Origin of the sequence: Pseudomonas libanensis (assembly GCF_001439685.1) — a bacterium.
Taxonomy (GTDB): domain Bacteria; phylum Pseudomonadota; class Gammaproteobacteria; order Pseudomonadales; family Pseudomonadaceae; genus Aquipseudomonas; species Aquipseudomonas libanensis.
On sequence record NZ_JYLH01000005.1, the window covers coordinates 12,265 to 33,080 of the forward strand.

Annotated in this window: 24 protein-coding genes and 1 tRNA gene; 15 read left to right on the plus strand and 10 right to left on the minus strand. The window is 60.2% G+C overall.

Annotation, left to right across the window (positions count from 1 at the left end):
• Positions 1–4: 4 nt before the first annotated feature.
• Both TU73_RS09310 and rpoE read right to left on the minus strand, forming a co-directional pair.
• Entirely contained in the window at positions 5–592 is a 588-nt protein-coding gene (locus TU73_RS09310) for a sigma-E factor negative regulatory protein (protein WP_057011940.1), read from the minus strand.
• A gap of 32 nt (positions 593–624) precedes the next feature.
• The gene (rpoE, locus tag TU73_RS09315; RefSeq protein ID WP_003172477.1) at positions 625–1,206 is read right to left on the minus strand and encodes an RNA polymerase sigma factor RpoE/AlgU; all 582 of its coding nucleotides are present in this window, start codon (positions 1,204–1,206) and stop codon (positions 625–627) included.
• A gap of 461 nt (positions 1,207–1,667) precedes the next feature.
• Here rpoE and nadB point away from each other — a divergent pair, with 461 nt between their 5' ends.
• Positions 1,668–3,284, plus strand: coding sequence for an L-aspartate oxidase (nadB, locus tag TU73_RS09320; RefSeq protein ID WP_043046390.1), 1,617 nt, complete (start codon positions 1,668–1,670; stop codon positions 3,282–3,284).
• Here the strand turns inward: nadB and TU73_RS09325 are convergent.
• Together TU73_RS09325 and TU73_RS09330 are read right to left on the minus strand one after the other, a co-directional pair.
• The gene (locus TU73_RS09325) at positions 3,253–3,699 is read right to left on the minus strand and encodes a protein YgfX (protein WP_057011941.1); all 447 of its coding nucleotides are present in this window, start codon (positions 3,697–3,699) and stop codon (positions 3,253–3,255) included. The two genes, nadB and TU73_RS09325, sit on opposite strands and share 32 nt — an antisense overlap.
• The gene (locus TU73_RS09330; protein WP_043046387.1) at positions 3,683–3,937 is read right to left on the minus strand and encodes an FAD assembly factor SdhE; all 255 of its coding nucleotides are present in this window, start codon (positions 3,935–3,937) and stop codon (positions 3,683–3,685) included. Before TU73_RS09330 ends, TU73_RS09325 begins: the two co-directional genes overlap by 17 nt.
• Positions 3,938–4,076: 139 nt before the next feature.
• On the opposite strand from TU73_RS09330, the gene ygfZ reads away from it, so the two are divergent.
• Together ygfZ and TU73_RS09340 are read left to right on the plus strand one after the other, a co-directional pair.
• Positions 4,077–5,009, plus strand: coding sequence for a CAF17-like 4Fe-4S cluster assembly/insertion protein YgfZ (gene ygfZ / locus TU73_RS09335; protein WP_057011942.1), 933 nt, complete (start codon positions 4,077–4,079; stop codon positions 5,007–5,009).
• A gap of 36 nt (positions 5,010–5,045) precedes the next feature.
• Positions 5,046–5,867: an HDOD domain-containing protein gene (locus TU73_RS09340; RefSeq protein WP_057011943.1), complete on the plus strand. Its 822-nt coding sequence runs from the start codon at positions 5,046–5,048 to the stop codon at positions 5,865–5,867.
• On the opposite strand, the gene TU73_RS09345 is transcribed toward TU73_RS09340, so the two are convergent.
• Positions 5,868–7,253: a sensor histidine kinase gene (locus TU73_RS09345; protein WP_057011944.1), complete on the minus strand. Its 1,386-nt coding sequence runs from the start codon at positions 7,251–7,253 to the stop codon at positions 5,868–5,870.
• Positions 7,246–7,917, minus strand: coding sequence for a response regulator (locus TU73_RS09350; protein WP_057011945.1), 672 nt, complete (start codon positions 7,915–7,917; stop codon positions 7,246–7,248). Before TU73_RS09350 ends, TU73_RS09345 begins: the two co-directional genes overlap by 8 nt.
• Positions 7,918–8,163: 246 nt before the next feature.
• On the opposite strand from TU73_RS09350, the gene TU73_RS09355 reads away from it, so the two are divergent.
• Genes TU73_RS09355 through TU73_RS09370 form a run of 4 tightly spaced genes read left to right on the plus strand, consistent with a single transcriptional unit; the run spans position 8,164 to position 12,212 of the window.
• Positions 8,164–9,147, plus strand: coding sequence for a Bug family tripartite tricarboxylate transporter substrate binding protein (locus TU73_RS09355; protein ID WP_057011946.1), 984 nt, complete (start codon positions 8,164–8,166; stop codon positions 9,145–9,147).
• Between the two features lie 60 nt (positions 9,148–9,207).
• Complete coding sequence (locus TU73_RS09360) at positions 9,208–9,666, plus strand: tripartite tricarboxylate transporter TctB family protein (protein ID WP_057011947.1); 459 nt, start codon at positions 9,208–9,210, stop codon at positions 9,664–9,666.
• 1 nt (position 9,667) lies between these two features.
• Positions 9,668–11,182 (plus strand): tripartite tricarboxylate transporter permease, encoded by a 1,515-nt coding sequence (locus TU73_RS09365; protein WP_043046378.1) that lies wholly within the window; start codon positions 9,668–9,670, stop codon positions 11,180–11,182.
• A complete protein-coding gene (locus TU73_RS09370) occupies positions 11,175–12,212 on the plus strand; it encodes an AbrB family transcriptional regulator (protein WP_057011948.1) in 1,038 nt (345 codons plus the stop codon). The genes TU73_RS09365 and TU73_RS09370 overlap by 8 nt, the downstream gene beginning before the upstream one ends.
• A 65-nt stretch (positions 12,213–12,277) precedes the next feature.
• Here TU73_RS09370 and ung read toward each other — a convergent pair whose 3' ends face one another.
• Positions 12,278–12,970, minus strand: coding sequence for a uracil-DNA glycosylase (ung, locus tag TU73_RS09375; protein ID WP_057011949.1), 693 nt, complete (start codon positions 12,968–12,970; stop codon positions 12,278–12,280).
• Between the two features lie 136 nt (positions 12,971–13,106).
• Between ung and TU73_RS09380 the strand changes: the two genes are divergently transcribed.
• Entirely contained in the window at positions 13,107–14,219 is a 1,113-nt protein-coding gene (locus TU73_RS09380; protein ID WP_057011950.1) for an enoyl-CoA hydratase/isomerase family protein, read from the plus strand.
• On the opposite strand, the gene TU73_RS09385 is transcribed toward TU73_RS09380, so the two are convergent.
• Positions 14,205–14,657 (minus strand): DUF3757 domain-containing protein, encoded by a 453-nt coding sequence (locus TU73_RS09385; protein WP_057012194.1) that lies wholly within the window; start codon positions 14,655–14,657, stop codon positions 14,205–14,207. The genes TU73_RS09380 and TU73_RS09385 overlap by 15 nt on opposite strands.
• Positions 14,658–14,812: 155 nt before the next feature.
• Positions 14,813–15,172 (minus strand): hypothetical protein, encoded by a 360-nt coding sequence (locus tag TU73_RS09390; RefSeq protein WP_057011951.1) that lies wholly within the window; start codon positions 15,170–15,172, stop codon positions 14,813–14,815.
• Between the two features lie 244 nt (positions 15,173–15,416).
• Here TU73_RS09390 and TU73_RS09395 point away from each other — a divergent pair, with 244 nt between their 5' ends.
• The 4 genes from TU73_RS09395 (at position 15,417) to TU73_RS09410 (ending at position 17,743) form a co-directional block, all read left to right on the plus strand.
• A complete protein-coding gene (locus tag TU73_RS09395) occupies positions 15,417–15,629 on the plus strand; it encodes a cysteine-rich CWC family protein (protein ID WP_057011952.1) in 213 nt (70 codons plus the stop codon).
• The gene (locus TU73_RS09400; protein ID WP_057011953.1) at positions 15,619–16,311 is read left to right on the plus strand and encodes a 16S rRNA pseudouridine(516) synthase; all 693 of its coding nucleotides are present in this window, start codon (positions 15,619–15,621) and stop codon (positions 16,309–16,311) included. The genes TU73_RS09395 and TU73_RS09400 overlap by 11 nt, the downstream gene beginning before the upstream one ends.
• Positions 16,312–16,617: 306 nt before the next feature.
• A complete protein-coding gene (locus TU73_RS09405) occupies positions 16,618–17,502 on the plus strand; it encodes an alpha/beta fold hydrolase (protein WP_057011954.1) in 885 nt (294 codons plus the stop codon).
• A gap of 167 nt (positions 17,503–17,669) precedes the next feature.
• Positions 17,670–17,743 (plus strand) — tRNA-Gly (locus TU73_RS09410).
• A gap of 80 nt (positions 17,744–17,823) precedes the next feature.
• On the opposite strand, the gene TU73_RS09415 is transcribed toward TU73_RS09410, so the two are convergent.
• Positions 17,824–18,987, minus strand: coding sequence for an MFS transporter (locus TU73_RS09415; protein WP_057011955.1), 1,164 nt, complete (start codon positions 18,985–18,987; stop codon positions 17,824–17,826).
• Positions 18,988–19,081: 94 nt separating this feature from the next.
• Between TU73_RS09415 and TU73_RS09420 the strand changes: the two genes are divergently transcribed.
• From TU73_RS09420 to TU73_RS09430, 3 genes are all read left to right on the plus strand, one after another.
• Complete coding sequence (locus tag TU73_RS09420) at positions 19,082–19,975, plus strand: LysR family transcriptional regulator (protein ID WP_057011956.1); 894 nt, start codon at positions 19,082–19,084, stop codon at positions 19,973–19,975.
• A 166-nt stretch (positions 19,976–20,141) separates the two neighbouring features.
• Positions 20,142–20,324 (plus strand): type II toxin-antitoxin system HicA family toxin, encoded by a 183-nt coding sequence (locus TU73_RS28190; protein WP_003189411.1) that lies wholly within the window; start codon positions 20,142–20,144, stop codon positions 20,322–20,324.
• Between the two features lie 22 nt (positions 20,325–20,346).
• Complete coding sequence (locus TU73_RS09430; protein WP_057011958.1) at positions 20,347–20,757, plus strand: type II toxin-antitoxin system HicB family antitoxin; 411 nt, start codon at positions 20,347–20,349, stop codon at positions 20,755–20,757.
• Positions 20,758–20,816 lie beyond the last annotated feature (59 nt).

Genomic DNA, 20,816 nt, shown 5'->3' on the forward strand with positions numbered 1-20,816 from the left:
CGGATCAACGGTTTTCCTGGCTTGCTGCGCGAGCGTATGGCAGAGCGCTATCAGTGTCTTTCGAAGCCGATTCCTGCGTATGTTGACGCAGGTAGCCTGGAAGACGCTGGTCCTGCCAACCGGATTGCCCTTGAAGCACACCATTAGCCATAGGGCCGGTGGTATCGGAGCTTTCCTTGTAGCCTGCCAGTACAGCCGGACCTTTGACTTGCGGACCGGCCATGACCGGTTGCTGAGTCTGTTGGGCCAACTCGTTGCCAGCAATCTCGTCCTGGTTGTACAGGCGAACACCAGCCAGCACAGCGACGGTGACCGAAGCAGCTACTGCCAGGCGACCCAGGCTACGCCATGGACCCCGTGCAGCTTTTGCCGGAACGGCTTCATCAGCAAGCGCAGCAGAAACGGCCGCAGCAATATCCAGACGAGGGATTAGAAGATCCTTGTGCATCACCGCCCGAGCGACTTGGTAACGAGACCAGGTATCACGGGTTTCGGCATCATCAAATGCATTGAGCACCCGACGAAGTTCCAGTTCATCCGCTTCGTTATCCATCACTGCGGACAGCGATTCCTGCAGGGCATCACGACTCATGGCGGTTCCTCTCTTGGCTGTCGCCGCTGTCTTTAGTTTTCCTGCAACAAAGGTTGCAAGGCTTTGTCGATGGCTTCCCGGGCCCGGAAAATCCGTGACCTTACAGTCCCCACCGGACATTGCATGACGCTCGCAATGTCTTCGTAACTCAGACCATCAAATTCACGTAAAGTTAACGCCGTACGCAAATCTTCTGGCAGTTGCTGAATTGTGCGATGGACGGTGCCTTCGATCTCGTCGCGCAGCAATGCACGCTCCGGCGACTCGAGATCTTTGAGGCCGTGATCACCATCGTAAAATTCTGCATCTTCTGAACTGACATCACTGTCTGGTGGGCGGCGGCCGCGAGACACCAGATAGTTCTTCGCCGTGTTAATGGCGATGCGGTAGAGCCACGTATAAAACGCACTATCACCGCGGAAATTTCCCAGTGCACGGTACGCCTTGATAAAGGCTTCCTGTGCAACGTCCTGCGCTTCATGGGTGTCGTGCACAAACCGCACGATCAACCCGAGAATTTTGTGCTGGTATTTCAGCACTAGCAGATCAAATGCTCGCTTGTCGCCGCGTTGTACGCGCTCGACCAGCTGCTGATCCTCTTCCTGGGTTAGCATGAACACTCCTCGTTGTACTCGAAGGAGGCTTGCATAACTAAACGATCAGGCTTGCAAACATAGACTCGGGCTTTTCGCAAAAGTTCTCCCCCTTCAAGCAAGTTTCCGGCATGCACTGATTTGGCACACACGAAAAACGCAGCCCGGGCGGCGCCGGCTGCGCGAATAATCTTGTCGCCGGTTTCGTGACGCGTCCAATGCTCCCGACGGGCCAATAAACTCAACGTTTTCCCAGCTTTCGGGCAACCTGCTATTGAGTCGGTACCCATGCAAAAAGTTCCCGCCTCGCCAACCGGCCATTTCCCAAAGCTGCGCAGCATAATCTCACAATGCCACGAATGCGTGGCTATTGTGCCGCTCCCCCCCTCTATATACTAGTGGCCCGTGTGCCCCTTTGATTCGCCGATCCAGGCGTCCTGTTTGCGCCGCTCCTTCGGATCGCTTTTTGCGGAATCCATTCAATGAGCCAACAGTTCCAACACGATGTCCTGGTAATCGGCAGCGGCGCGGCCGGCTTGAGCCTTGCGCTGACCCTGCCCAGCCACCTGCGTATCGCCGTCTTGAGCAAAGGCGACCTGGCCAACGGCTCGACATTCTGGGCCCAAGGCGGCGTCGCCGCGGTGCTGGATGATACCGACACGGTGCAATCCCATGTTGAGGATACCCTCAATGCCGGCGGCGGCCTGTGCCATGAAGAGGCGGTGCGCTTCACCGTCGAGCACAGCCGGGAAGCCATCCAATGGCTGATCGACCAAGGTGTGCCGTTCACCCGCGATGAACATGCCGGCAGCGACGACGGTGGCTTTGAGTTCCACCTGACCCGCGAAGGTGGCCACAGTCATCGGCGAATCATTCATGCCGCCGACGCCACCGGCGCAGCCATTTTCAAGACGCTGCTCGAACAGGCCCGCCAACGCCCCAATATCCAATTGCTTGAACAACGTGTCGCCGTCGACCTGATCACCGAAAAACGCCTGGGCCTGGCGGGCGAACGCTGCCTCGGCGCCTACGTGCTTAACCGTGCCAGCGGCGAAGTCGATACCTACGGCGCACGTTTCACTATTCTTGCCTCGGGCGGCGCGGCCAAGGTCTACCTCTATACCAGCAACCCCGACGGCGCCTGTGGCGACGGCATTGCCATGGCCTGGCGCTCGGGATGCCGGGTGGCCAACCTGGAATTCAACCAGTTCCACCCCACCTGCCTGTATCACCCCCAGGCCAAGAGTTTCCTGATCACCGAAGCCCTGCGTGGCGAAGGCGCACACCTGAAGTTGCCCAATGGCGAACGCTTCATGCAGCGCTTCGACCCTCGCGCCGAGCTGGCACCGCGCGATATCGTCGCCCGCGCCATCGACCATGAAATGAAGCGCCTGGGTATCGACTGCGTATACCTGGACATCAGCCACAAGCCCGAAGCCTTCATCAAGACCCACTTCCCGACGGTCTACGAACGCTGCCTGACCTTCAATATCGACATCACCAAAGGCCCGATCCCGGTGGTCCCCGCCGCGCACTACACTTGCGGTGGCGTAATGGTCGACCAGCATGGCCGCACCGATGTGCCCGGCCTGTACGCCATCGGCGAAACCAGTTTCACCGGCCTGCACGGCGCCAACCGCATGGCCAGCAATTCACTGCTCGAATGTTTTGTGTATGCACGCTCAGCCGCAGCCGACATCCTTGAACAACTGCCGCGCATCCCGGTACCGGCCGCCCTGCCCCGCTGGGATGCCAGTCAGGTGACCGATTCGGACGAGGACGTGATCATCGCCCACAACTGGGACGAGCTGCGACGCTTCATGTGGGACTACGTGGGGATCGTGCGCACCAACAAGCGCCTGCAACGCGCCCAGCACCGGGTGCGCCTGCTGCTGGATGAAATTGACGAGTTCTACAGCAACTACAAGGTCAGCCGTGACCTGATCGAATTGCGCAACCTGGCCCAAGTGGCAGAGCTGATGATTCGCTCGGCTATGGAGCGCAAGGAAAGCCGAGGCCTGCATTACACCCTCGACTACCCGCAGATGCTGCCCGAAGCCCGCGACACTATCCTGGTGCCAACCACCTACGGCGGCTGAACTTCAGGCGTACCCGCAGGCGCCGGTGTACATCGGCAGCCAGTGCGTCCTGCGGCACACAGATCGAACGCACTCGCCGCTCACCCTGCACTCGGTAGCGCAACACAACGATCAGCGGCAACGCGAGGCTGTCGGGACGCAATTGCACCGCGTGCCAGCCGCGCGAGGCGTTCCATAGCTGCCAGCCATCGTCGTCACGGCGCAGGCCACGAATCGACGAACGGTGAGTGAGCAGGATATGGCGCGGCAGCACCCAGGTGCAGTGAGCCAGGCATAGCAGGACGCCAAGGCTTGAATAAGGCAGGTTCAGCATCAGCAGGCTACCCAGCGCAATCAGCTGGGCAAGCAGATACGCCGCCAGCAACAACCGTGAGGCCTGCCAGCGGCATTCGAAGCGGTTACTTGGGCTGGACACGGTCCAGAATCTTGCGAACCATGCGCTGCAGCTCCGGATCTTCAGATTCGGAGCGCTCCATGAACCAGCCGAACATATCCTGGTCTTCGCATTCGAGCAGCCTGACGTAGAGGTCGCGATCGACTTTATCGAGCGTCGCGTACACTTCTTTGGTGAACGGCACCAACAACACATCCAGCTCAAGCATGCCACGACGGCTGTGCCAGAAGAGACGATTGATTTCTACATCTTCGACCATGGAGCCCTCCTCAAATAGAGCGCCAGTATACAGCCCCGGCGAGACCGGGACACTCGGCTTTGGTCGCCCATACGGAAACTATCCATTTGCCGGGCGCCCCTCTATGATGCACCCATGACTTTTTGATGTGCGATGACCCATGGCCGACTCTGCGTTTTTTTGCCCACTGACCCACGAAGGCGTGCTTGCCGTCCGCGGCTCCGATGCCGCCAAGTTCCTGCAAGGCCAACTGACCTGCAACCTCAATTACCTGAGTGATACCCAGGCCAGCCTGGGCGCGCGGTGCACACAAAAAGGCCGCATGCAGTCCAGCTTCCGCATCCTGCTGCAAGGCGACGGCGTACTGATGGCCATGGCCACCGAGCTGCTCGAACCGCAACTGGGGGACTTGAAGAAATATGCGGTGTTCTCCAAATCCAAACTCACCGACGAAAGCGCCGCCTGGGCACGCTTCGGCCTGGCAAACGCAGACGCTTCCCTTGGCCTGGCACTGCCGGCCGAGACCGACAGTGTAGTACGCACCGATTCGCTCATCGCCATTCGCGTCTCCTCTAACCGTGCCGAACTCTGGGTGCCCGTAGAGCAAGCCGACGCCGTGCGCAGCCAACTCGCCGCGCAGCTGCCACAGGCAGACTTGAATGCCTGGCTGCTCGGCCAGATCCGTGCCGGTATCGGCCAGGTGATGCCGCAGACCCGCGAGCTGTTCATCCCACAAATGCTCAACCTGCAGGCCGTGGGTGGCGTGAGCTTCAAGAAAGGCTGCTACACCGGCCAGGAAATCGTCGCGCGCATGCAGTACCTGGGCAAACTCAAGCGGCGCCTGTATCGCCTGAGCCTGGACGTGGCCGATCTACCCGAACCAGGTACGCCATTGTTTTCACCCAACCACAACAGCGCGATCGGCGAAGTCGTGATCGCGGCAAAAGCGGGCCAGTCGATTGAACTTCTCGCCGTGCTGCAAGCCGAAGCTGCCGACAATGGCGACGTGCGCTTGGGCACCTTGGAAGGCCCTGGCTTGCACCTGCTCGACCTGCCCTACCAACTGGACCGTGATCGCGAGATCCAGCGTTAATCGCCGTACCTTTTTGCAGCACCCTAGAGAGCATGAATGAACAAGCTGGCGGAAAAAGTCCAACAGGCGTTGGTGATGGCCATCGACAACGATGACCTGGTTCTGCCGACACTGCCGGAGGTAGCCCTGAGGATTCGCCAGGCCGCCGAAGACCCGGAGATCAGCATCAGCCACTTGAGCAAGGTGATCAGTCGCGACACCGCCTTGTCGGCGCGCCTGATCAAGGTGGTCAATAGCCCGCTGTTAAGGGCCAGTCAGGAAGTCACCGACCTGCACACCGCCATCACGCGGCTCGGCACCAACTACAGCAGCAACCTGGCTATCGGCCTGGTGATGGAGCAGATCTTTCACGCCCGCTCCGAAGTGGTTGCACAGAAAATGCGTGATGTGTGGTGTCGCAGCCTGGAAGTAGCCGGCGTCAGCTATGCCTTGTGCCGCCGGCATAGCCACCTCAAGGCGGACCAGGCGGCCCTCGGTGGTTTGGTGCACCAGATCGGCGTGCTACCGATCCTCACCTATGCCGAAGACCATTACGAACTGCTCTCGGACCCGGTCAGCCTCAACCACGTCATCGAGAGCATTCACCCGTTACTGGGCGACAAACTGTTGGGCGGCTGGGACTTTCCGGAAATGCTGGCAAAACTGCCAGGGCAGTACCTGAACCTGGAACGCGACTCTGCCAGGCTCGACTACGTCGATCTGGTGCAGATCGCCGTACTCTACTGCCACCACAACACCGACCATCCGCTGGCGAAAGTCGACATTACCAGCGTGCCGGCGATGCAAAAGCTGCAGGTTGATCTCTACAGCGAAAAGTCACGCGCCGAACTGGATGAAGCGCGCTCAATGTTTTACTGATCAACCCGCAATAAAACTCACGCGGACTTTCAGCCCAGCCAACTCACCATCATGCAGGCTGATCCGCGCCAGGTGCGCGCGGCAGATCTCCCCGACAATCGCCAGTCCCAAGCCCGACCCCATGCCCTGCTGGCTGCGTCGGTAAAAACGCTCGAATACCCGGTCCCGCTCATCCAGCGGGATGCCCGGGCCATCATCTTCGACCTCCAACACCGCCGGTGCCGTCACCCGCAGAATCACATTGCCGCCAGGTGGTGTGTGGGCCAGGGCGTTATCCACCAGGTTGCTCAGTAACTCGTTCAACAGCGTCGGTTCGCCGCGCAGCCATATGGGCTCGTCCGCCTCCAGCGCCAAAGCCACTCCCCGCGCATGGGCCAGTGGCGCCATGGCCATGCCCAGCTCACGGGCCAGCTGGCTGAGGTCGAGCAATTGCGCACCGCCCTCGGCAATGGCCCGGGCACCGTTTTCAATGCGGGCCAGGGACAACAACTGGTTAGCCAGGTGCGTCAGGCGGTCGGTGCCTTGGGCGGCGCTTTCCAGGGTGCTGCGCCAGGTGGCTGGCTCTTCGGCGCGCAGGCCCAGCTCCAGCCGGGCCTTGAGCGCCGCCAGCGGCGTGCGCAGTTCATGGGCTGCATCGGCAATAAACTGCGCCTGGCGCTCGAACTGCCCGCGCAGGCGTTCGGTAAAGTGGTTGAGGGAACGCACCAACGGGCCGAATTCATCCTGGACTTCCACCAATGGCAGCGGCCGCAGGTCATCGGGCTGGCGCTCTTCCACCGCCGAGCGCAGGCGTTCCAACGGGCGCAATGCCGCGCTCACGGCGAACCACACCAGCAACAGTGCACCGATGGCGAGCATGCCCAGGCGCAACAGCGTGTCGGCCATCAAGCTGCGGGCCATGGCGACCCGTGCTTCGTCAGTTTCAGCGACGCGGATTTCCGCCATGCCATTCATATTCGGTTCGGAGACGGCCTTAAGAAGGCTCACCACCCGTACAGGCTGGCCTTGATACTTGGCATCGTAGAAGCGCGCCAGGGCCGGGTAATCGTCGGTGCGCGGCGTGCCGGGGGGCGGGCCGGGCAAGTTTTCGTAGCCGGAAATCAGCTTCTGGTCGATGTCATTGACCTGGTAATAAATACGCCCTGCGCTGTCATAGGCGAAGGTGTCCAAGGCCACGTATGGCACATTCGCGCTAAGGGTGCCGTCGACCTGGGTCAAGCCGGCGGCAATGGTGCGCGCCGAGGCCAGCAAGGTGCGGTCATAGGCGGTGTCGGCGGCTTCGCGGCCATTCCAGTAGGCACTCATACCGCTGGCGAACATCAACAACACCAGCAGCAGCGCCAGGTTGCACAGCAGGCGCCAGCGCAGGCTGCTGGGCTTATGCATCGCGGGCTTCCAACAAGTAGCCAAGGCCGCGGAACGTCACGATGGCGATGGGCTGGCCGTCGAGTTTCTTGCGCAGGCGGTGCACGTAGATTTCGATGGCGTCGGGGCTGGCTTCCTCATCGAGGCCGAATACCTGGGAGGCCAACTGTTCCTTGCTCATCACGCGGCCCGGCCGGGCGATAAGGGCTTCGAGCACAGCTTGCTCGCGGGAGGTCAAGGTCATCAGCTCGCCCCCAACCGTGAAGCGCCGGGTGTCGAGGTCATACACCAGCACCCCGCACGCCTGCTGGCGCTCCCCGCCCAGCACGCTGCGCCGCAGCAGCGCCTTGACCCGTGCTTCCAGCTCCGTCAGCTCAAACGGCTTGGCGAGGTAGTCGTCGGCACCCAGGTTCAGGCCGTGCACGCGATCTTTCACATCGCTGCGCGCCGTCAGCATCAGCACCGGCAGGTTTTTGCCACGGGCCCGCAGGCGCGCCAGCACCTCGAAACCATCCATGCGCGGCAGCCCCACATCGAGGATTACCGCCGCGTACTCCTCGCTGCCCAAGGCCAGGTCCGCGGCCACGCCATCGTGCAGCACGTCGACCGTCAAACCCATGCTCTTGAGCGCCTGGGCGACACTTTCGGCGAGTTGCAAATGGTCTTCAACCAGGAGGACACGCATGGATTTCTACCTCATGAGGGGTGATCGGCGCGACTTTTTATCGACCCGCTGGCCGGCGAGTTTACAGGCGCCACCTGCCCTGTGAAGCCCGAAAACATTGAAAGGCCATTGAAAGGTTAGTGAAAGCTTCGCCCTTTAGCATCCAGCCACGGTGGTCTATGCCTGCCGAGCTACCTGATCCGTAGCATCCGAAAAACGCCTCGAAGCGTTTTCGTCAAAAAATAAGAACAATAACGGAGAAATCCCATGACATCTTCACTACGTAGAGTTGCCCTCGCCGCCGGCTGCATGCTGTTCGCCGGCCAACTGCTGGCCGCTGACGAACCCAAGCGTCCCGAATGCATCGCCCCGGCCTCCCCTGGCGGTGGTTTTGACCTGACCTGCAAACTGGCGCAAAGCGCGCTGGTGAACCAAAAGCTGCTGAGCAAGCCGATGCGCGTGACCTACATGCCCGGCGGCGTGGGCGCGGTGGCCTACAACGCCGTAGTCGCCCAACGGCCTGCAGACGCCGGCACCCTGGTAGCCTGGTCCAGCGGCTCGCTATTGAACCTGGCCCAAGGCAAGTTCGGCCGTTTCGATGAAACCAACGTGCGCTGGCTGGCGGCGGTGGGCACCAGCTACGGTGCCATCGCGGTGAAAAGCGACTCGCCCTACAAAACCCTCGACGACCTGGTCCAGGCGTTGAAGAAAGACCCGAGCAAGGTCGTGATTGGTTCCGGCGGTACCGTCGGCAGCCAGGACTGGATGCAAACAGCACTGATCGCCAAGGCGGCCGGCATCAACCCGCGTGACCTGCGTTACGTGGCGCTCGAAGGTGGCGGCGAAATCGCCACGGCGCTGCTGGGCGGCCATATCCAGGTGGGCAGTACCGACATCTCCGACTCCATGCCACACATCCAGAGCGGCGATATGCGCTTGCTGGCCGTGTTCGCTGAAAAGCGCCTGGACGAACCGGAAATGAAAGACATCCCGACGGCCAAGGAGCAAGGCTACGACATCGTCTGGCCGGTGGTGCGCGGTTTCTACCTTGGGCCAAAAGTCAGCGATGCCGACTATGCCTGGTGGAAAGATGCGTTCGACAAACTGCTGGCCTCCGAGGACTTCGCCAAGCTGCGTGACCAGCGCGAGCTGTTCCCGTTTGCCATGACCGGCCAGGAGCTGGACACCTACGTGAAGAAACAGGTGGCCGACTACAAAGTGCTGGCCAAAGAGTTCGGCCTGATCCAGTAATCGCCCCCTGTTCGCGCGGCCATGCCTTTGTGCATCGAAGGCGTGGCCCAGGAGTTCTCCATGCTCTTTCAACGCATTTTCGCTGCCGCGATGTTACTGGCCTGTATCGGCCTGGCACTCATGGCCTGGCCGTATCAGGCGGCCTTTTCCTACGAACCGGTAGGGCCTCGAGCCTTCCCCCTGCTGCTGATCGGGCTGATGGGCCTGGCGCTGATCTACATGCTGATTCGTCCGCAACCGACCAAGCACACCGACGATGAGCCGGCGCTGGACCGCCCGACCCTGGTCAAGATCGGGATTTGCGTAGCCTTGCTGCTGGTGTTTGCCGGCACTTTCGAATCCCTGGGTTTCATTCTCAGCAGCATGCTGATCGGTATTCCGATGGCACGGCTGTACGGCGGCCGCTGGTTGCCCAGCGTGGTCATCATCACCTTGATGAGCATCGGTCTTTATCTGCTGTTCGATAAAACCATGGACGTGCCACTGCCCCTCGGTCTGCTCGACGTTCTGGAGAACTGATATGGATACTTTTGGCTATTTGGGCCAGGGTTTCGGCGTCGCGCTGAGTCCCTACAACCTGGTGACTGCACTGTGCGGCACCCTGATCGGCACCGTGGTCGGCCTGCTGCCAGGCCTGGGCCCGATCAACGGCGTGGCACTGTTGATCCCCATCGCGTTTGCCCTGGGCCTGCCGCCCGAATCAGCGCTGATCCTGTTGGCAGCGGTGTACCTGGGTTGCGAATACGGCGGCCGGATCAGCTCGATCCTGCTTAACATACCGGGCGAAGCCTCCACCGTGATGACTACGCTGGACGGCTATCCGATGGCCCGCAAAGGCATGGCCGGCGTGGCGTTGTCACTGTCTGCCTGGAGCTCGTTCATCGGTGCGTTTATCGCCACCTGCGGCATGGTGCTGTTCGCCCCGCTGCTGGCCAAATGGGCAATTGCCTTTGGGCCGGCGGAATACTTCGTGTTGATGGTATTCGCGATTGTCTGCCTGGGCGGCATGGCCGGCGACAAGCCGCTGAAAACCTTCGTCTCGGCGTTGATCGGCCTGTTCCTGGCCTGCGTGGGCATCGATGCCAACAGCGGTGTGTATCGCTTTACCGGCGACAATATCCACCTGACCGACGGCATCCAGTTCGTGGTGTTGGTGCTGGGCCTGTTCTCCATCAGTGAGATCCTGCTGCTCCTGGAAAAAACCCACCGTGGCCAGGAAGCGGTGAAAGCCACCGGGCGCATGATGTTCAACGTCAAGGAAGCCTTGTCGGTGTTGACCGTAAACCTGCGTTGCGGGGTGTCGGGCTTTATCATCGGTGTTTTGCCAGGTGCTGGCGCGACCATGGCCTCGGCCGTGGCCTACATGACCGAGAAACGTATCGCCGGCGCCAGCGGCAAGTTCGGCCAAGGCGACATGCGCGGCCTGGCAGCACCTGAAACCGCCATCGGCGCTTCGGTCTGCGGCGCCATGGTGCCGATGCTGACCCTCGGCGTTCCGGGTTCGGGGACCACGGCCGTGATGATCGGCGCGCTGTCACTGTACAACATCACCCCTGGCCCGCTGCTGTTCCAACAGCAACCCGATATCGTCTGGGGCCTGATCGCCTCGTTGTTTATCGCCAACATCATGCTGGTGGTCCTCAACATCCCGATGATCCGTATCTTCACGCGCATCCTTGCCGTGCCGAACTGGGCGCTGGTGCCGGTAATCGCCATTATCACTGCGATTGGTGTGTACGCCGTACATGCCACCACCTTCGACCTGTTCCTGATGATCGCCATCGGCATTTTCGGCTACATCCTGCGCAAGCTGGATTTCCCGCTTTCGCCGTTGCTGCTGGGCTTTATCCTTGGGGGCCTGATGGAACAGAACCTGCGTCGTGCGCTGTCGATTTCCAATGGCGCGCTGGAGATCCTGTGGTCAAGCCCGATCACCTTCGGTGTGTGGGTAATGACCGCCATCATGCTGCTCGTACCGTTGCTGCGTATCTGGCGCAAGCGCTCCTTGCAGCGTCGTGCCGTAGCCGATGCCTGAGGTCAGCTTTAAATATTGGTGGGGAACACCGCTGGTCGGCCTGGCCGGCGGTTACCTGGCCAGCCTCGTCGGCTGGCCGTTGCCGTATATGGTCGGTTCGTTGCTGGCGATCATCCTGGTGCGCTGCCTCACGCCCTGGCAATTGGCGGAGATTCCCGGCGGACGCAAATGCGGGCAATGGGTGGTGGGCATCGGCATCGGCCTGCACTTCACCCCGGTGGTGATCGAACAGGTGATGAGCCACTTCGGCCTGATTTTCTTTGGTGCCTTGGTTACGAGCTTGTCGAGCGTAGTCGGCGTTTGGTTGATGCGCCGCAGCGGTGAAGACCGCGCTACGGCGTTTTTCTCGAGCATGCCGGGCGGCTCCGGCGAGATGGTCAACCTCGGCGCACGCAATGGTGCGGTACTCAGCCGGGTCGCGGCGGGACAGAGCTTGCGCGTGCTGGTGGTGGTGCTGTGCGTGCCGGCGATCTTCAAGTATTTGCTGGGCGGCGGTGCACCGCAGTTTCATCCAGCGCCGGTCGACTGGGCTTGGCTGGCCCTGCTGTTTCCGGTAGGTGCGCTGGTGGCCTGGGGCTGGCAGCGTCTGCGCCAACCCAATCCTTGGCTGTTCGGGCCATTGCTGGTGAGTGCCGTCGCCAGCGTGACCTGGGATCTGCACATCGGCTTGCCCGATGGTGGTAGCCAGATTGGACAATGGCTGATCGGCAGTGGTTTGGGTTGCCACTTCAATCGCCAGTTCTTCCGACGGGCCCCGTCGTTCATGGGGCGCACCTTGATCGGCACGGCCTTGACCATGGCGCTCGCCACGTTGGCGGCGGTGGGCTTGAGTGCGCTGACGCACCTGGACCTGCGTTCACTGACGTTGGGCATGATGCCCGGTGGCATTGCCGAAATGAGTCTGACGGCGCAAACCCTGCAATTATCGGTGCCGTTGGTGACGGCAATGCAAGTCATGCGTTTGTTATTTGTGCTGTTTTTGGCGGAGCCGTTATTCAGGCACTGGAACCGTCAGCCGGAAACAATCTAAGCCCTCAATGCGGTTCAAATGTGGGAGGGAGCAAGCCCCCTCCCACACTTTGAATTTGCTTGGCGTTAGAGCGGCGGCAAACGCCACTCTATCGGCATCTCGCCATTCTGCTCCAGAAATTTGTTGGTCCGGCTGAAATGCCCACACCCAATAAACCCGCGGTAAGCCGACAACGGCGACGGATGCACCGAGGTCAGCACCAGATGTTTGGTGGCGTCGATCAGCTTCTGCTTGCTCTGGGCATGGGCGCCCCACAGCAGGAACACCAGATGGGGCTGATGCTCACTGGCCACCTCAATAATCCGATCGGTAAAGAACTGCCAGCCCTTGCCCGCGTGGGCATTGGCATTGGCGCGCTCTACAGTCATGGTGGTGTTGAGCATCAACACACCCTGGTCGGCCCAGCTTTGCAGGTAGCCGTGGTTGGGGATGTCGATGTTCAGGTCGCGCTTGAGTTCTTTATAGATATTGACCAGAGATGGCGGCGCCGGCACGCCAGGTTGTACCGAGAAGCACAGGCCGTGGGCCTGGCCGGGCCCGTGGTAGGGGTCTTGGCCGAGGATCACCACCTTGACCTTGTCCAGGGGGGTGGAGTTGAGGGCGTTGAAAATCAGCGGGCCAGGTGGGTAGATCTCTTTGCCGGCAGCATGTTCCTGGCGCAGGAACTCGCGTAACTGGGCCATGTAGGGCTTCTCGAACTCATCGCGCAGGGCGTGTTTCCAGCTGGGTTCGAGTTTGATACGGTCGCCATCGGTCATAGTTGAATTGTCTTGTAAAAAAGAATGAGGCGAACCCTAGGAAAGCCGCCCCCGCTTGTCAATTGATCTGACACACCACCGGCGCTTTCCCACGAAGGGATCATACTCATCCTTCACCTTCTCGACTGAGGTCACGATGAACCTGCACTTCGAAGAACTGACCGGCAGTGGCGGTGCCCGCATTGGCATCGCCAGCCTGGACGCGGAAAAGACCCTCAACGCCCTGTCCCTGCCGATGATCCTCGCGCTGGGCGACCGCCTGGATGCCTGGGCCAAAGACCCGCAAGTCGTCTGCGTGTTGTTGCGCGGCAATGGGCCCAAAGCCTTTTGCGCCGGTGGCGAGGTGCGCAGCCTGGCCCAGGAATGCCGTGAACAACCCGGCGAAGTCCCGGCCCTGGCTGCGCAGTTTTTTGCTGCCGAATATCGCCTCGATTACCGCCTGCACACCTACCCCAAGCCGCTGATTTGCTGGGGCCACGGCTATGTGCTGGGCGGCGGCATGGGCCTGTTGCAAAGCGCCAGCGTGCGTATCGTCACACCCAGCAGCCGCCTGGCCATGCCCGAGATCAGCATCGGCTTGTACCCGGACGTGGGTGCCAGCTGGTTTCTGTCACGCCTGCCGGGCAAGCTCGGTTTATTCCTGGGCCTCACCGGTGCCCATATGAACGGTCGTGATGCGCTGGACCTGGGCCTGGCCGACCGCTTCCTGCGCGACGACCAACAGGACGAATTGCTCAATGGCCTGCTGCAACTGAACTGGCAGGAACAGACCGCCATGCAGCTCAACAGCTTGCTCAAGGCCCTGGCCCAGGAAGCGGTGAGCCAGCAACCCGAAGCGCAGTGGCTGCCACGCCGCGGGCAGATCGACGAGTGGCTGGATGTGGGGGATGTACGCTGCGCCTGGCGTGCCTTGAGTCTGCTGCGTGATCACAGCGACCCGCTATTAGCGCGCGCCGGCAAGACCCTCAGCGAAGGTTGCCCACTCACGGCTTACCTGGTGTGGGAACAGATCCAACGCGCCCGGCACCTGTCCCTGGCCCAGGTGTTTCAGATGGAGTACACCATGAGCCTCAATTGCTGCCGTCATCCGGAATTCGCCGAAGGGGTTCGGGCGCGCTTGATCGATAAAGACCAGACGCCCCATTGGCACTGGCCGGATATCAACACGCTTCCGGAAACGGTGGTGCAGGCACATTTCAACAAGGTATGGGAAGGTAGGAGCCCCCTGGCGGATTTATCTGACTACTGACAGGTCAGTGCTCCTGTCGTTGACGTTGAAGGCACAGTTGTCCGGTTGGCTGTCCGTGCAGGTATACACCGGCAGTTTGAGCACACCGGGCCGCAGCTCCCAATATACGGTACTGGTCAACGACATATTGATCACTGCATTGCCGCTGTCTGGCCTCAACGCGACAACTCCGTTCCAACTGGTACGGTAGATGCATTTGTCCATGTAGCCGTGCTCCCTATCTTCGCCCTCCCCCGGTATAAAGACAGCGCCGCTGAAACCGTCGATAAGGCCCCGATACTTGACCTTCGGGCTTTGCCACCGCAGGCCGTTGTCCTCGACGCGATAATGGCCGTTGACGTAGGTGACCGTCGACGGATAAGGACAGCCTTGCTCCGCTCTCGCCGATGCAATCACGCAGTTCATCAACAGGAACATGCATATCAGTTGTTTGAACATGTATTCCATCTGCTCAGTCTCACTCTGGAAAAGCACAAGGCTTTTCGCTAGTGAAATACAGCTAGCGCTTCAAAGGTAGCTGTTAAATCTGACAGTACGGACATACGGTACCTATAAAAAACGGCGCATGATGCGCCGCTTGTTTTTCAAGATATTTAACGATGACCACCGCGACCACCGCCATGGTCGGAACCTCGGCCATGCCCGCCGTTGCCCCAGCGATTGCCCCACCCCTGGTCCTGATAGGGCCTGTAACCGGCACTCGGGTAATAACGCGGCGCGGGCTGGTAGTAACGCGGCGCGGAATAATAACGAGGCGGTGGCGCATAGTAGCGAGGCGCTGGAGCGTAGTAACTACGCCCATACGGGGAGTAACGCGGGCCGCCGTAGTAATAGGCTGGCGCCGGCGCCGTATAGACTTCGGAGCGATAGTAGGTGGTGCCTCCATCATAGTAGGGCACACAAGCTGAGAGGGTCAGGCCGAGCAAAGCGATAAGTAGCAGTCGTCGATACATGGCGGCCTCCTGGACCGCGGAAGAGCTCCTCCAGCGACGCTGGGAAGCGGCATTCAGCTTTCACTGAATGACGAAATATCTGACATCAAAAACAGAATCTGGTGCGTTGGCGACACAAGTAGAAACATCTGTTTCAGACGAACTGAATACTGGCCTTTAGAGCGTGGAGATGGAACGCGACTGAGCAGCCCTGTATCGTGCAAGAACTTGCGCGACCCTGCCCGTTTTCTGCCTGAACCGACCGATGACCACGCCAACCCTCTGCCCCGCCTGCGGTGCCCGCAACGACTGCACCCTGGCCGACCCGCGTACCGCCGACCAAGCCTGCTGGTGCTACAGCATCACCATCGACCCGGCGGTACTTGAAGCCTTGCCTGATGAAGTGCGCAATCAAGCCTGCTTATGCCCGCGCTGTGCCCAGGTGGACGCCCAGTTGCGTCAGCGCAATGCGCGTTGACCGTTTCCTCAGCAACCTGCCGCAGTTCAATCGCCAGCAAGTGCGCCTGCTGCTTGCGGAGCGACGGGTGACCGTCGATGGCGTGGCGGTCAGCGATCCCCATCATGACGTGCGTGAATTCAGCCTGGTCTGTGTTGATGACGCCGTACTGCAGCCGGGCAAACCGGCGCGCTATTTCATGCTGCACAAACCCCAGGGTTGCGTCAGCGCCACTTCGGACCCACAACACCCCACGGTCCTGGACTTGCTGGATGAACCGGACAAAGCCGAACTGCATATCGCCGGCCGCCTGGACTTCAATACCACCGGCCTGATGCTGATAACCAACGACGGCCAGTGGTCGCGGCGCCTGACGCAACCACAAACCAAGTTGCCCAAGGTTTACTACGTGCAAACCGAGCAGGACATCGGCCCGGAATACGCGGCGACGTTTGCCACAGGTGTGTACTTCGCCTTCGAAGACCTCACCACCCAACCCGCCGAGCTTGAACTATTGAGCTCAAGAACGGCGCGGTTGAGCATCATCGAAGGGCGCTACCATCAGGTGAAGCGCATGTTCGGGTATTTTGATAACAAGGTGATCGGCCTGCATCGTGAGCGAATGGGGCCTTTGGTGCTGGATGCGGCGCTGGCGCCGGGCCAATATCGGCCACTGACTGACGAAGAAATCCGACAAGTCTGACGACCGTTCAGCCGGTGATGGCAAAAAACCAGTCTTTAACCTTGCGACGTGCCAACTGTACTGCTTGAATCAGGGCATCAACCAGTTTTATGACTGGCGAGTCACCCTATAACCTCCAAGAAATATCTTGCCTGGCCCGCCCTTGATCGACGGGCCTTTCCGGCAAACAGCCCACCCTAGCAATACCCGTCGGCCAGCCGTCATCGGACCGACAGGGGCCCTCATTTTCCAGGCGTATGCCTACCTGTCACAAAGCTCGTGCAGAGTGATCTGCGCGCACTACCCGCTTGCCAGGAGTCTTACGACATGAGGCCAGAAATCGCTGTGCTGGATATACAGGGGCAGTATCGGGTGTATACGGAGTTCTATCGCGCGGACGCAGCTGAAAAGACCATCGTCCTGGTCAATGGCTCCATGGCGACCACGGCGTCCTTCGCTCAAACCGTGAAAAGCCTGTACCCGCAATTCAATGTGGTTTTGTACGACCAGCCCTACGCTGGCCGCTCAAAAATCCATAATCGTCATGAGCAGATGCTGACCAAGGAAGTCGAAGGCCAGATCCTCTTGGAACTGCTCGACCATTTCGCCGCCGAGCACGTACTGTCTTTCTCCTGGGGCGGCGCTGCCACTCTGGTCGCCCTCGCGCACCGGCCTCGCCGCGTAGAGAAAGCCGTGATCAGCTCATTCTCGCCAGTGATCAACGCCCCCATGCGTGACTACCTCGAACGCGGCGTCGACTATCTCGGCAACCTCGACCGTGACCGCGTCGGCCAATTGGTCAACAGCACCATCGGCAAACACCTGCCGTCGCTGTTCAAACGCTTCAACTACCGCCACGTCAGCAGCCTGGCCGAGCACGAATATGGGCAGATGCACTTCCACATCAGCCACGTGCTCAACAGCGACCGGCTGTGCTACATCAAGGCGGCCAGGCAGATCGACATTCCGGTGCTGTTCCTGAACGGTGAATGGGACGAATACACCAGCGCCGAAGATGCCAAGCTGTTTGGCCAGCATGTGGCCAAGAGCAGCTTCAGCACCATCCAGGCGACGGGGCATTTCCTGGATATGGAGCATAAAGCGGCGTGTCGGGACAGCCGTGAGGCGGTGGTGGGCTTCTTGAAACCGGAGCGGCAGGTGAGCAGGTTGCGGTATCAGCAGGGTCACGCCCAGCAGGCGTTTGCCATCTGAAATGAAGGCTGACGGGAGCGGCTTGGGGTGCGAAGCAGATCCACTGTCTGTCAGCAGCGCTTCGCACTCCAGCGGGAGCAAGCGCCCTCGCCACACGCAACCCGCACATTTTTCGAAGAAAAACTTCAAATCCTGGCGGACATCTGGTACAAAGTCAGCCGCTCTGAGCGGGTATAGTTTAGTGGCAAAACGAAAGCTTCCCAAGCTTTAGTTGAGGGTTCGATTCCCTCTACCCGCTCCACTCAGATTTTGCGCTTGCGTCGGGATGGTTCTGGCGCGAATGCATAAGAACCGGCCCTTGGTGGCCGGTTTTTTTATGGGTCATGGTACGCGGATCAGCTCAGGTTTAAGGGGCTTCCAGCCGGCCGACGCGATCAACAGGGTCAGTACCTGGAAACCAATGATCAGCCCCACGCAACCGGCCCAGCCCCAGCGCTCCCAGATCAGTGCCGGGACGATAGCGCCGCAGCTCCCCCCCAGGTAATAACAGGTGAGATAGACCCCCACCGCCCCTGCCTTGTCGGCGCCAGCGGTGGCGGTGGTGAAGGCATTGGCAGTGGCTTGGGCGAGGAACACGCCGGTAGAACTGAGTGCCAGGCCCACCACAATGCACCAGAGGGAAGGCACCAGGGTCAGGGCCGAACCACAGACGCCCAAGATGGCGGCAACGCTCAGCAATTCGACGTGCGGGCGGGCTTTGCTGAGTCGGCCAGCGATGGGGATCACGATCAATGCCAATAGAAACACCATGTACAGCGCCCCCAAAGCGGCAGGCCCGAGGTTGAATGGCGGTAAGCCAAGGTATAAACCTGCGTATGTAAAAGTAGCGACTTGCGAGAACAATACGCAAAAGCCTACGGCGTAAGCGGCCAGCAAAGGCCTGCGCCAAACGCCTGACGAAGCCGCCTGGACTTGCTGCACCCGCGGGCGGTTGGCCGGCAGCAGGAACTGAATAAAACCGCCCACCATCAAGCTCAGCACCGCCAGCCACTCAAATGCTTCACGCCAGCCCACATATTCGGTCACCACCCCAGTGATGAAGCGCCCGCCAAGCCCTCCCAACACGGTGCCCGCCACGTAAAGGCTGGTGACTTCGGTCACCGTGCCGCCGCGCCAGCGATCGCCGATGTAGGCCACGCTGGAGGCAAACACAAACGGGATCAACATGCCCTCGATAAATCGCCACACCAGCACTTGCGCGAAGCTGTCAGCATAGGCCGTCATCAGCACCGGCCCGGCCAGCAGCAACGCCGCAGTCGAGATCACAGTGCGCTGTTCGAAGTGCCGGGTCAGGCGGCTGACAAACGGCGCAGTCATCGCCACGGCCAGTGTGGTCACGGTAATACTCCATCCCGCGGTCTTGGCGCCGATATGAAATTGCGCGGCGAACACCTGCAGGATGCCCTGGGTGGCGTAGAGATTGAGAAACGCCGCGCAGCCACACAGGAACAGGGCAAGGCGGGCACAATGCAGGCGTGGTTTCATGAAACCTCTCGTTTTATTTTGTGAGGTCTTTATAGAATGCCGGGTAACTCTTAACCAATACCGAATTCCGACCGATTGATACCCAAGGACCAGGATGCTCGACCTACGCAAGCTGCGTTACTTTCTGACGGTCGCCGAAGAGCTGCACTTCGGCCGCGCAGCACTTCGCCTGCACCTGGCCCAGCCGCCGCTGACCCGGCAGATTTCCGCCCTGGAAGCCGAATTGGGGTTCAAGCTGTTTGATCGCACCAGCCGCACGGTCACTCTCACCGCCCAGGGACGTGCCTTCCTGCCCTACGCCAGGAGCGTGTTGGAACAGGTGGAGTTGGCGCAGGTGATCGCCGGTAAATTGGCTGCCGGCACGGCGGGTCAGCTGACATTGGGCTATGTCAGCTCAATCGCTCTGTCAGACCTGTTCAGCCGCGCCATCCAGGCCTTCGCCCAGCGCTTTCCCGATGTGCAACTGACCTTGGTGGAGTGCGCCTCCGGCAGCCTGGGCGCGCAGGTGGCGGATGGGCGCCTGGATATTGGCTTGAGCCGGCTGCTGCCAAAAAGCACTGATGTCCAGGTATTGTCATTGGGTGAAGAACGGCTGGTGGCAGCGGTCTCCAGCGACAGCCCGTTGGCGAGCCAGGCGACGGTCAGCCTGGCGCAACTGAGCGCTTACCCGCTGATTCTGTTTCCCGCTGACTATGGGTCTGGCTTGAACCAATCCATCGAACGACTTTACCGCCACCACGGCCATCCGCTGCGGCCTGGCCCGACCGGGCGGCAGATCACTTCGATCATCGCCCTGGTGGCGGCCGGGCAAGGCGTGGCGCTGGTGCCGGACTGTACGCAGAGTTTGATGAACAGGGGCGTGACCTATAGGCCAATGCAGGAAGTGGATGCGTGTGCGCAGTTGCTGGTACTGACCCCGGCATCAGCAAGAAGTGTGTTGGCGGATGCATTTCTTGGCGTACTCGAGCAGTCACTACATACCCGCTAGCCCCTGAAAATCCTTGCAATACCTCTCCACAGCGCCTTTTCTGCGCGCCCATACACTTCATTCAAGGCCTACTGAAAAACCGCACAGCTACCGCTGGTAGGTAGCGTGTTGATTATTTTTTTTCAGTGGTTATAGTCACCACCAACACACACCACAAGGAGGTGATGTGGACAGTCGATATTTGATCGGTCATATCGTTGCAGACGGTTGGTATCTTGTACGCATCAGGGGCAGTCATCACCATTTCAAGCACCCGACGAAGCCAGGGTTGGTAACGATCCCTCATCCAAAAAAGGACCTGCTGGATAAGACCGCCAAGAGCATCTTGAAACAGGCTCTGTTGAGTTAACCGTCCCTGGAGGGCAACACACATGCTTTACCCCATCGCAATTTCAACCGGTGACAAGGACCACGCGTGGGGCGTGGAGGTCCCGGATATTCCAGGTTGCTACTCCGCCGGCGATGACCTGGACGACGCCATGGCCATGGCCCGCGAAGCCATCGAAGGGCACTTCGAGATCCTGGCAGAGGATGGCGCGCCGATTCCCAGCGCCCAGAAAGTCACCCTGCATGCCGCCAACCCACAGTACGCCGGCTGCACGTGGGCAGTGGTGGACATCGATGTCACCAAGTACCTGGGCAAGGCGCAAAAACTCAACATCACACTGCCGGGGTACCTGTTGAATCGCATCGATGAATATGTGTTGAATCATCCGGAAGAAAAAAGCCGCTCGGGGTTCCTGGCATCGGCAGCGCTCAAGGTATTGCAGCAGAATCGGTGATTACATCTAAGTAAAATCTTACGGTGGTGACGAATACACATCGTGATGATGTCAGCTCG

Coding starts and splice junctions, on each gene's coding strand:
- TU73_RS09310 (WP_057011940.1), bottom strand. CDS start 592: ATGAGTCGTGATGCCCTGCAGGAATCGCTGTCCGCAGTGATGGATAAC.
- rpoE (WP_003172477.1), bottom strand. CDS start 1,206: ATGCTAACCCAGGAAGAGGATCAGCAGCTGGTCGAGCGCGTACAACGC.
- nadB (WP_043046390.1), top strand. CDS start 1,668: ATGAGCCAACAGTTCCAACACGATGTCCTGGTAATCGGCAGCGGCGCG.
- TU73_RS09330 (WP_043046387.1), bottom strand. CDS start 3,937: ATGGTCGAAGATGTAGAAATCAATCGTCTCTTCTGGCACAGCCGTCGT.
- ygfZ (WP_057011942.1), top strand. CDS start 4,077: ATGGCCGACTCTGCGTTTTTTTGCCCACTGACCCACGAAGGCGTGCTT.
- TU73_RS09340 (WP_057011943.1), top strand. CDS start 5,046: ATGAACAAGCTGGCGGAAAAAGTCCAACAGGCGTTGGTGATGGCCATC.
- TU73_RS09345 (WP_057011944.1), bottom strand. CDS start 7,253: ATGCATAAGCCCAGCAGCCTGCGCTGGCGCCTGCTGTGCAACCTGGCG.
- TU73_RS09350 (WP_057011945.1), bottom strand. CDS start 7,917: ATGCGTGTCCTCCTGGTTGAAGACCATTTGCAACTCGCCGAAAGTGTC.
- TU73_RS09355 (WP_057011946.1), top strand. CDS start 8,164: ATGACATCTTCACTACGTAGAGTTGCCCTCGCCGCCGGCTGCATGCTG.
- TU73_RS09360 (WP_057011947.1), top strand. CDS start 9,208: ATGCTCTTTCAACGCATTTTCGCTGCCGCGATGTTACTGGCCTGTATC.
- TU73_RS09365 (WP_043046378.1), top strand. CDS start 9,668: ATGGATACTTTTGGCTATTTGGGCCAGGGTTTCGGCGTCGCGCTGAGT.
- TU73_RS09370 (WP_057011948.1), top strand. CDS start 11,175: ATGCCTGAGGTCAGCTTTAAATATTGGTGGGGAACACCGCTGGTCGGC.
- ung (WP_057011949.1), bottom strand. CDS start 12,970: ATGACCGATGGCGACCGTATCAAACTCGAACCCAGCTGGAAACACGCC.
- TU73_RS09380 (WP_057011950.1), top strand. CDS start 13,107: ATGAACCTGCACTTCGAAGAACTGACCGGCAGTGGCGGTGCCCGCATT.
- TU73_RS09385 (WP_057012194.1), bottom strand. CDS start 14,657: ATGTTCAAACAACTGATATGCATGTTCCTGTTGATGAACTGCGTGATT.
- TU73_RS09390 (WP_057011951.1), bottom strand. CDS start 15,172: ATGTATCGACGACTGCTACTTATCGCTTTGCTCGGCCTGACCCTCTCA.
- TU73_RS09395 (WP_057011952.1), top strand. CDS start 15,417: ATGACCACGCCAACCCTCTGCCCCGCCTGCGGTGCCCGCAACGACTGC.
- TU73_RS09400 (WP_057011953.1), top strand. CDS start 15,619: ATGCGCGTTGACCGTTTCCTCAGCAACCTGCCGCAGTTCAATCGCCAG.
- TU73_RS09405 (WP_057011954.1), top strand. CDS start 16,618: ATGAGGCCAGAAATCGCTGTGCTGGATATACAGGGGCAGTATCGGGTG.
- TU73_RS09415 (WP_057011955.1), bottom strand. CDS start 18,987: ATGAAACCACGCCTGCATTGTGCCCGCCTTGCCCTGTTCCTGTGTGGC.
- TU73_RS09420 (WP_057011956.1), top strand. CDS start 19,082: ATGCTCGACCTACGCAAGCTGCGTTACTTTCTGACGGTCGCCGAAGAG.
- TU73_RS09430 (WP_057011958.1), top strand. CDS start 20,347: ATGCTTTACCCCATCGCAATTTCAACCGGTGACAAGGACCACGCGTGG.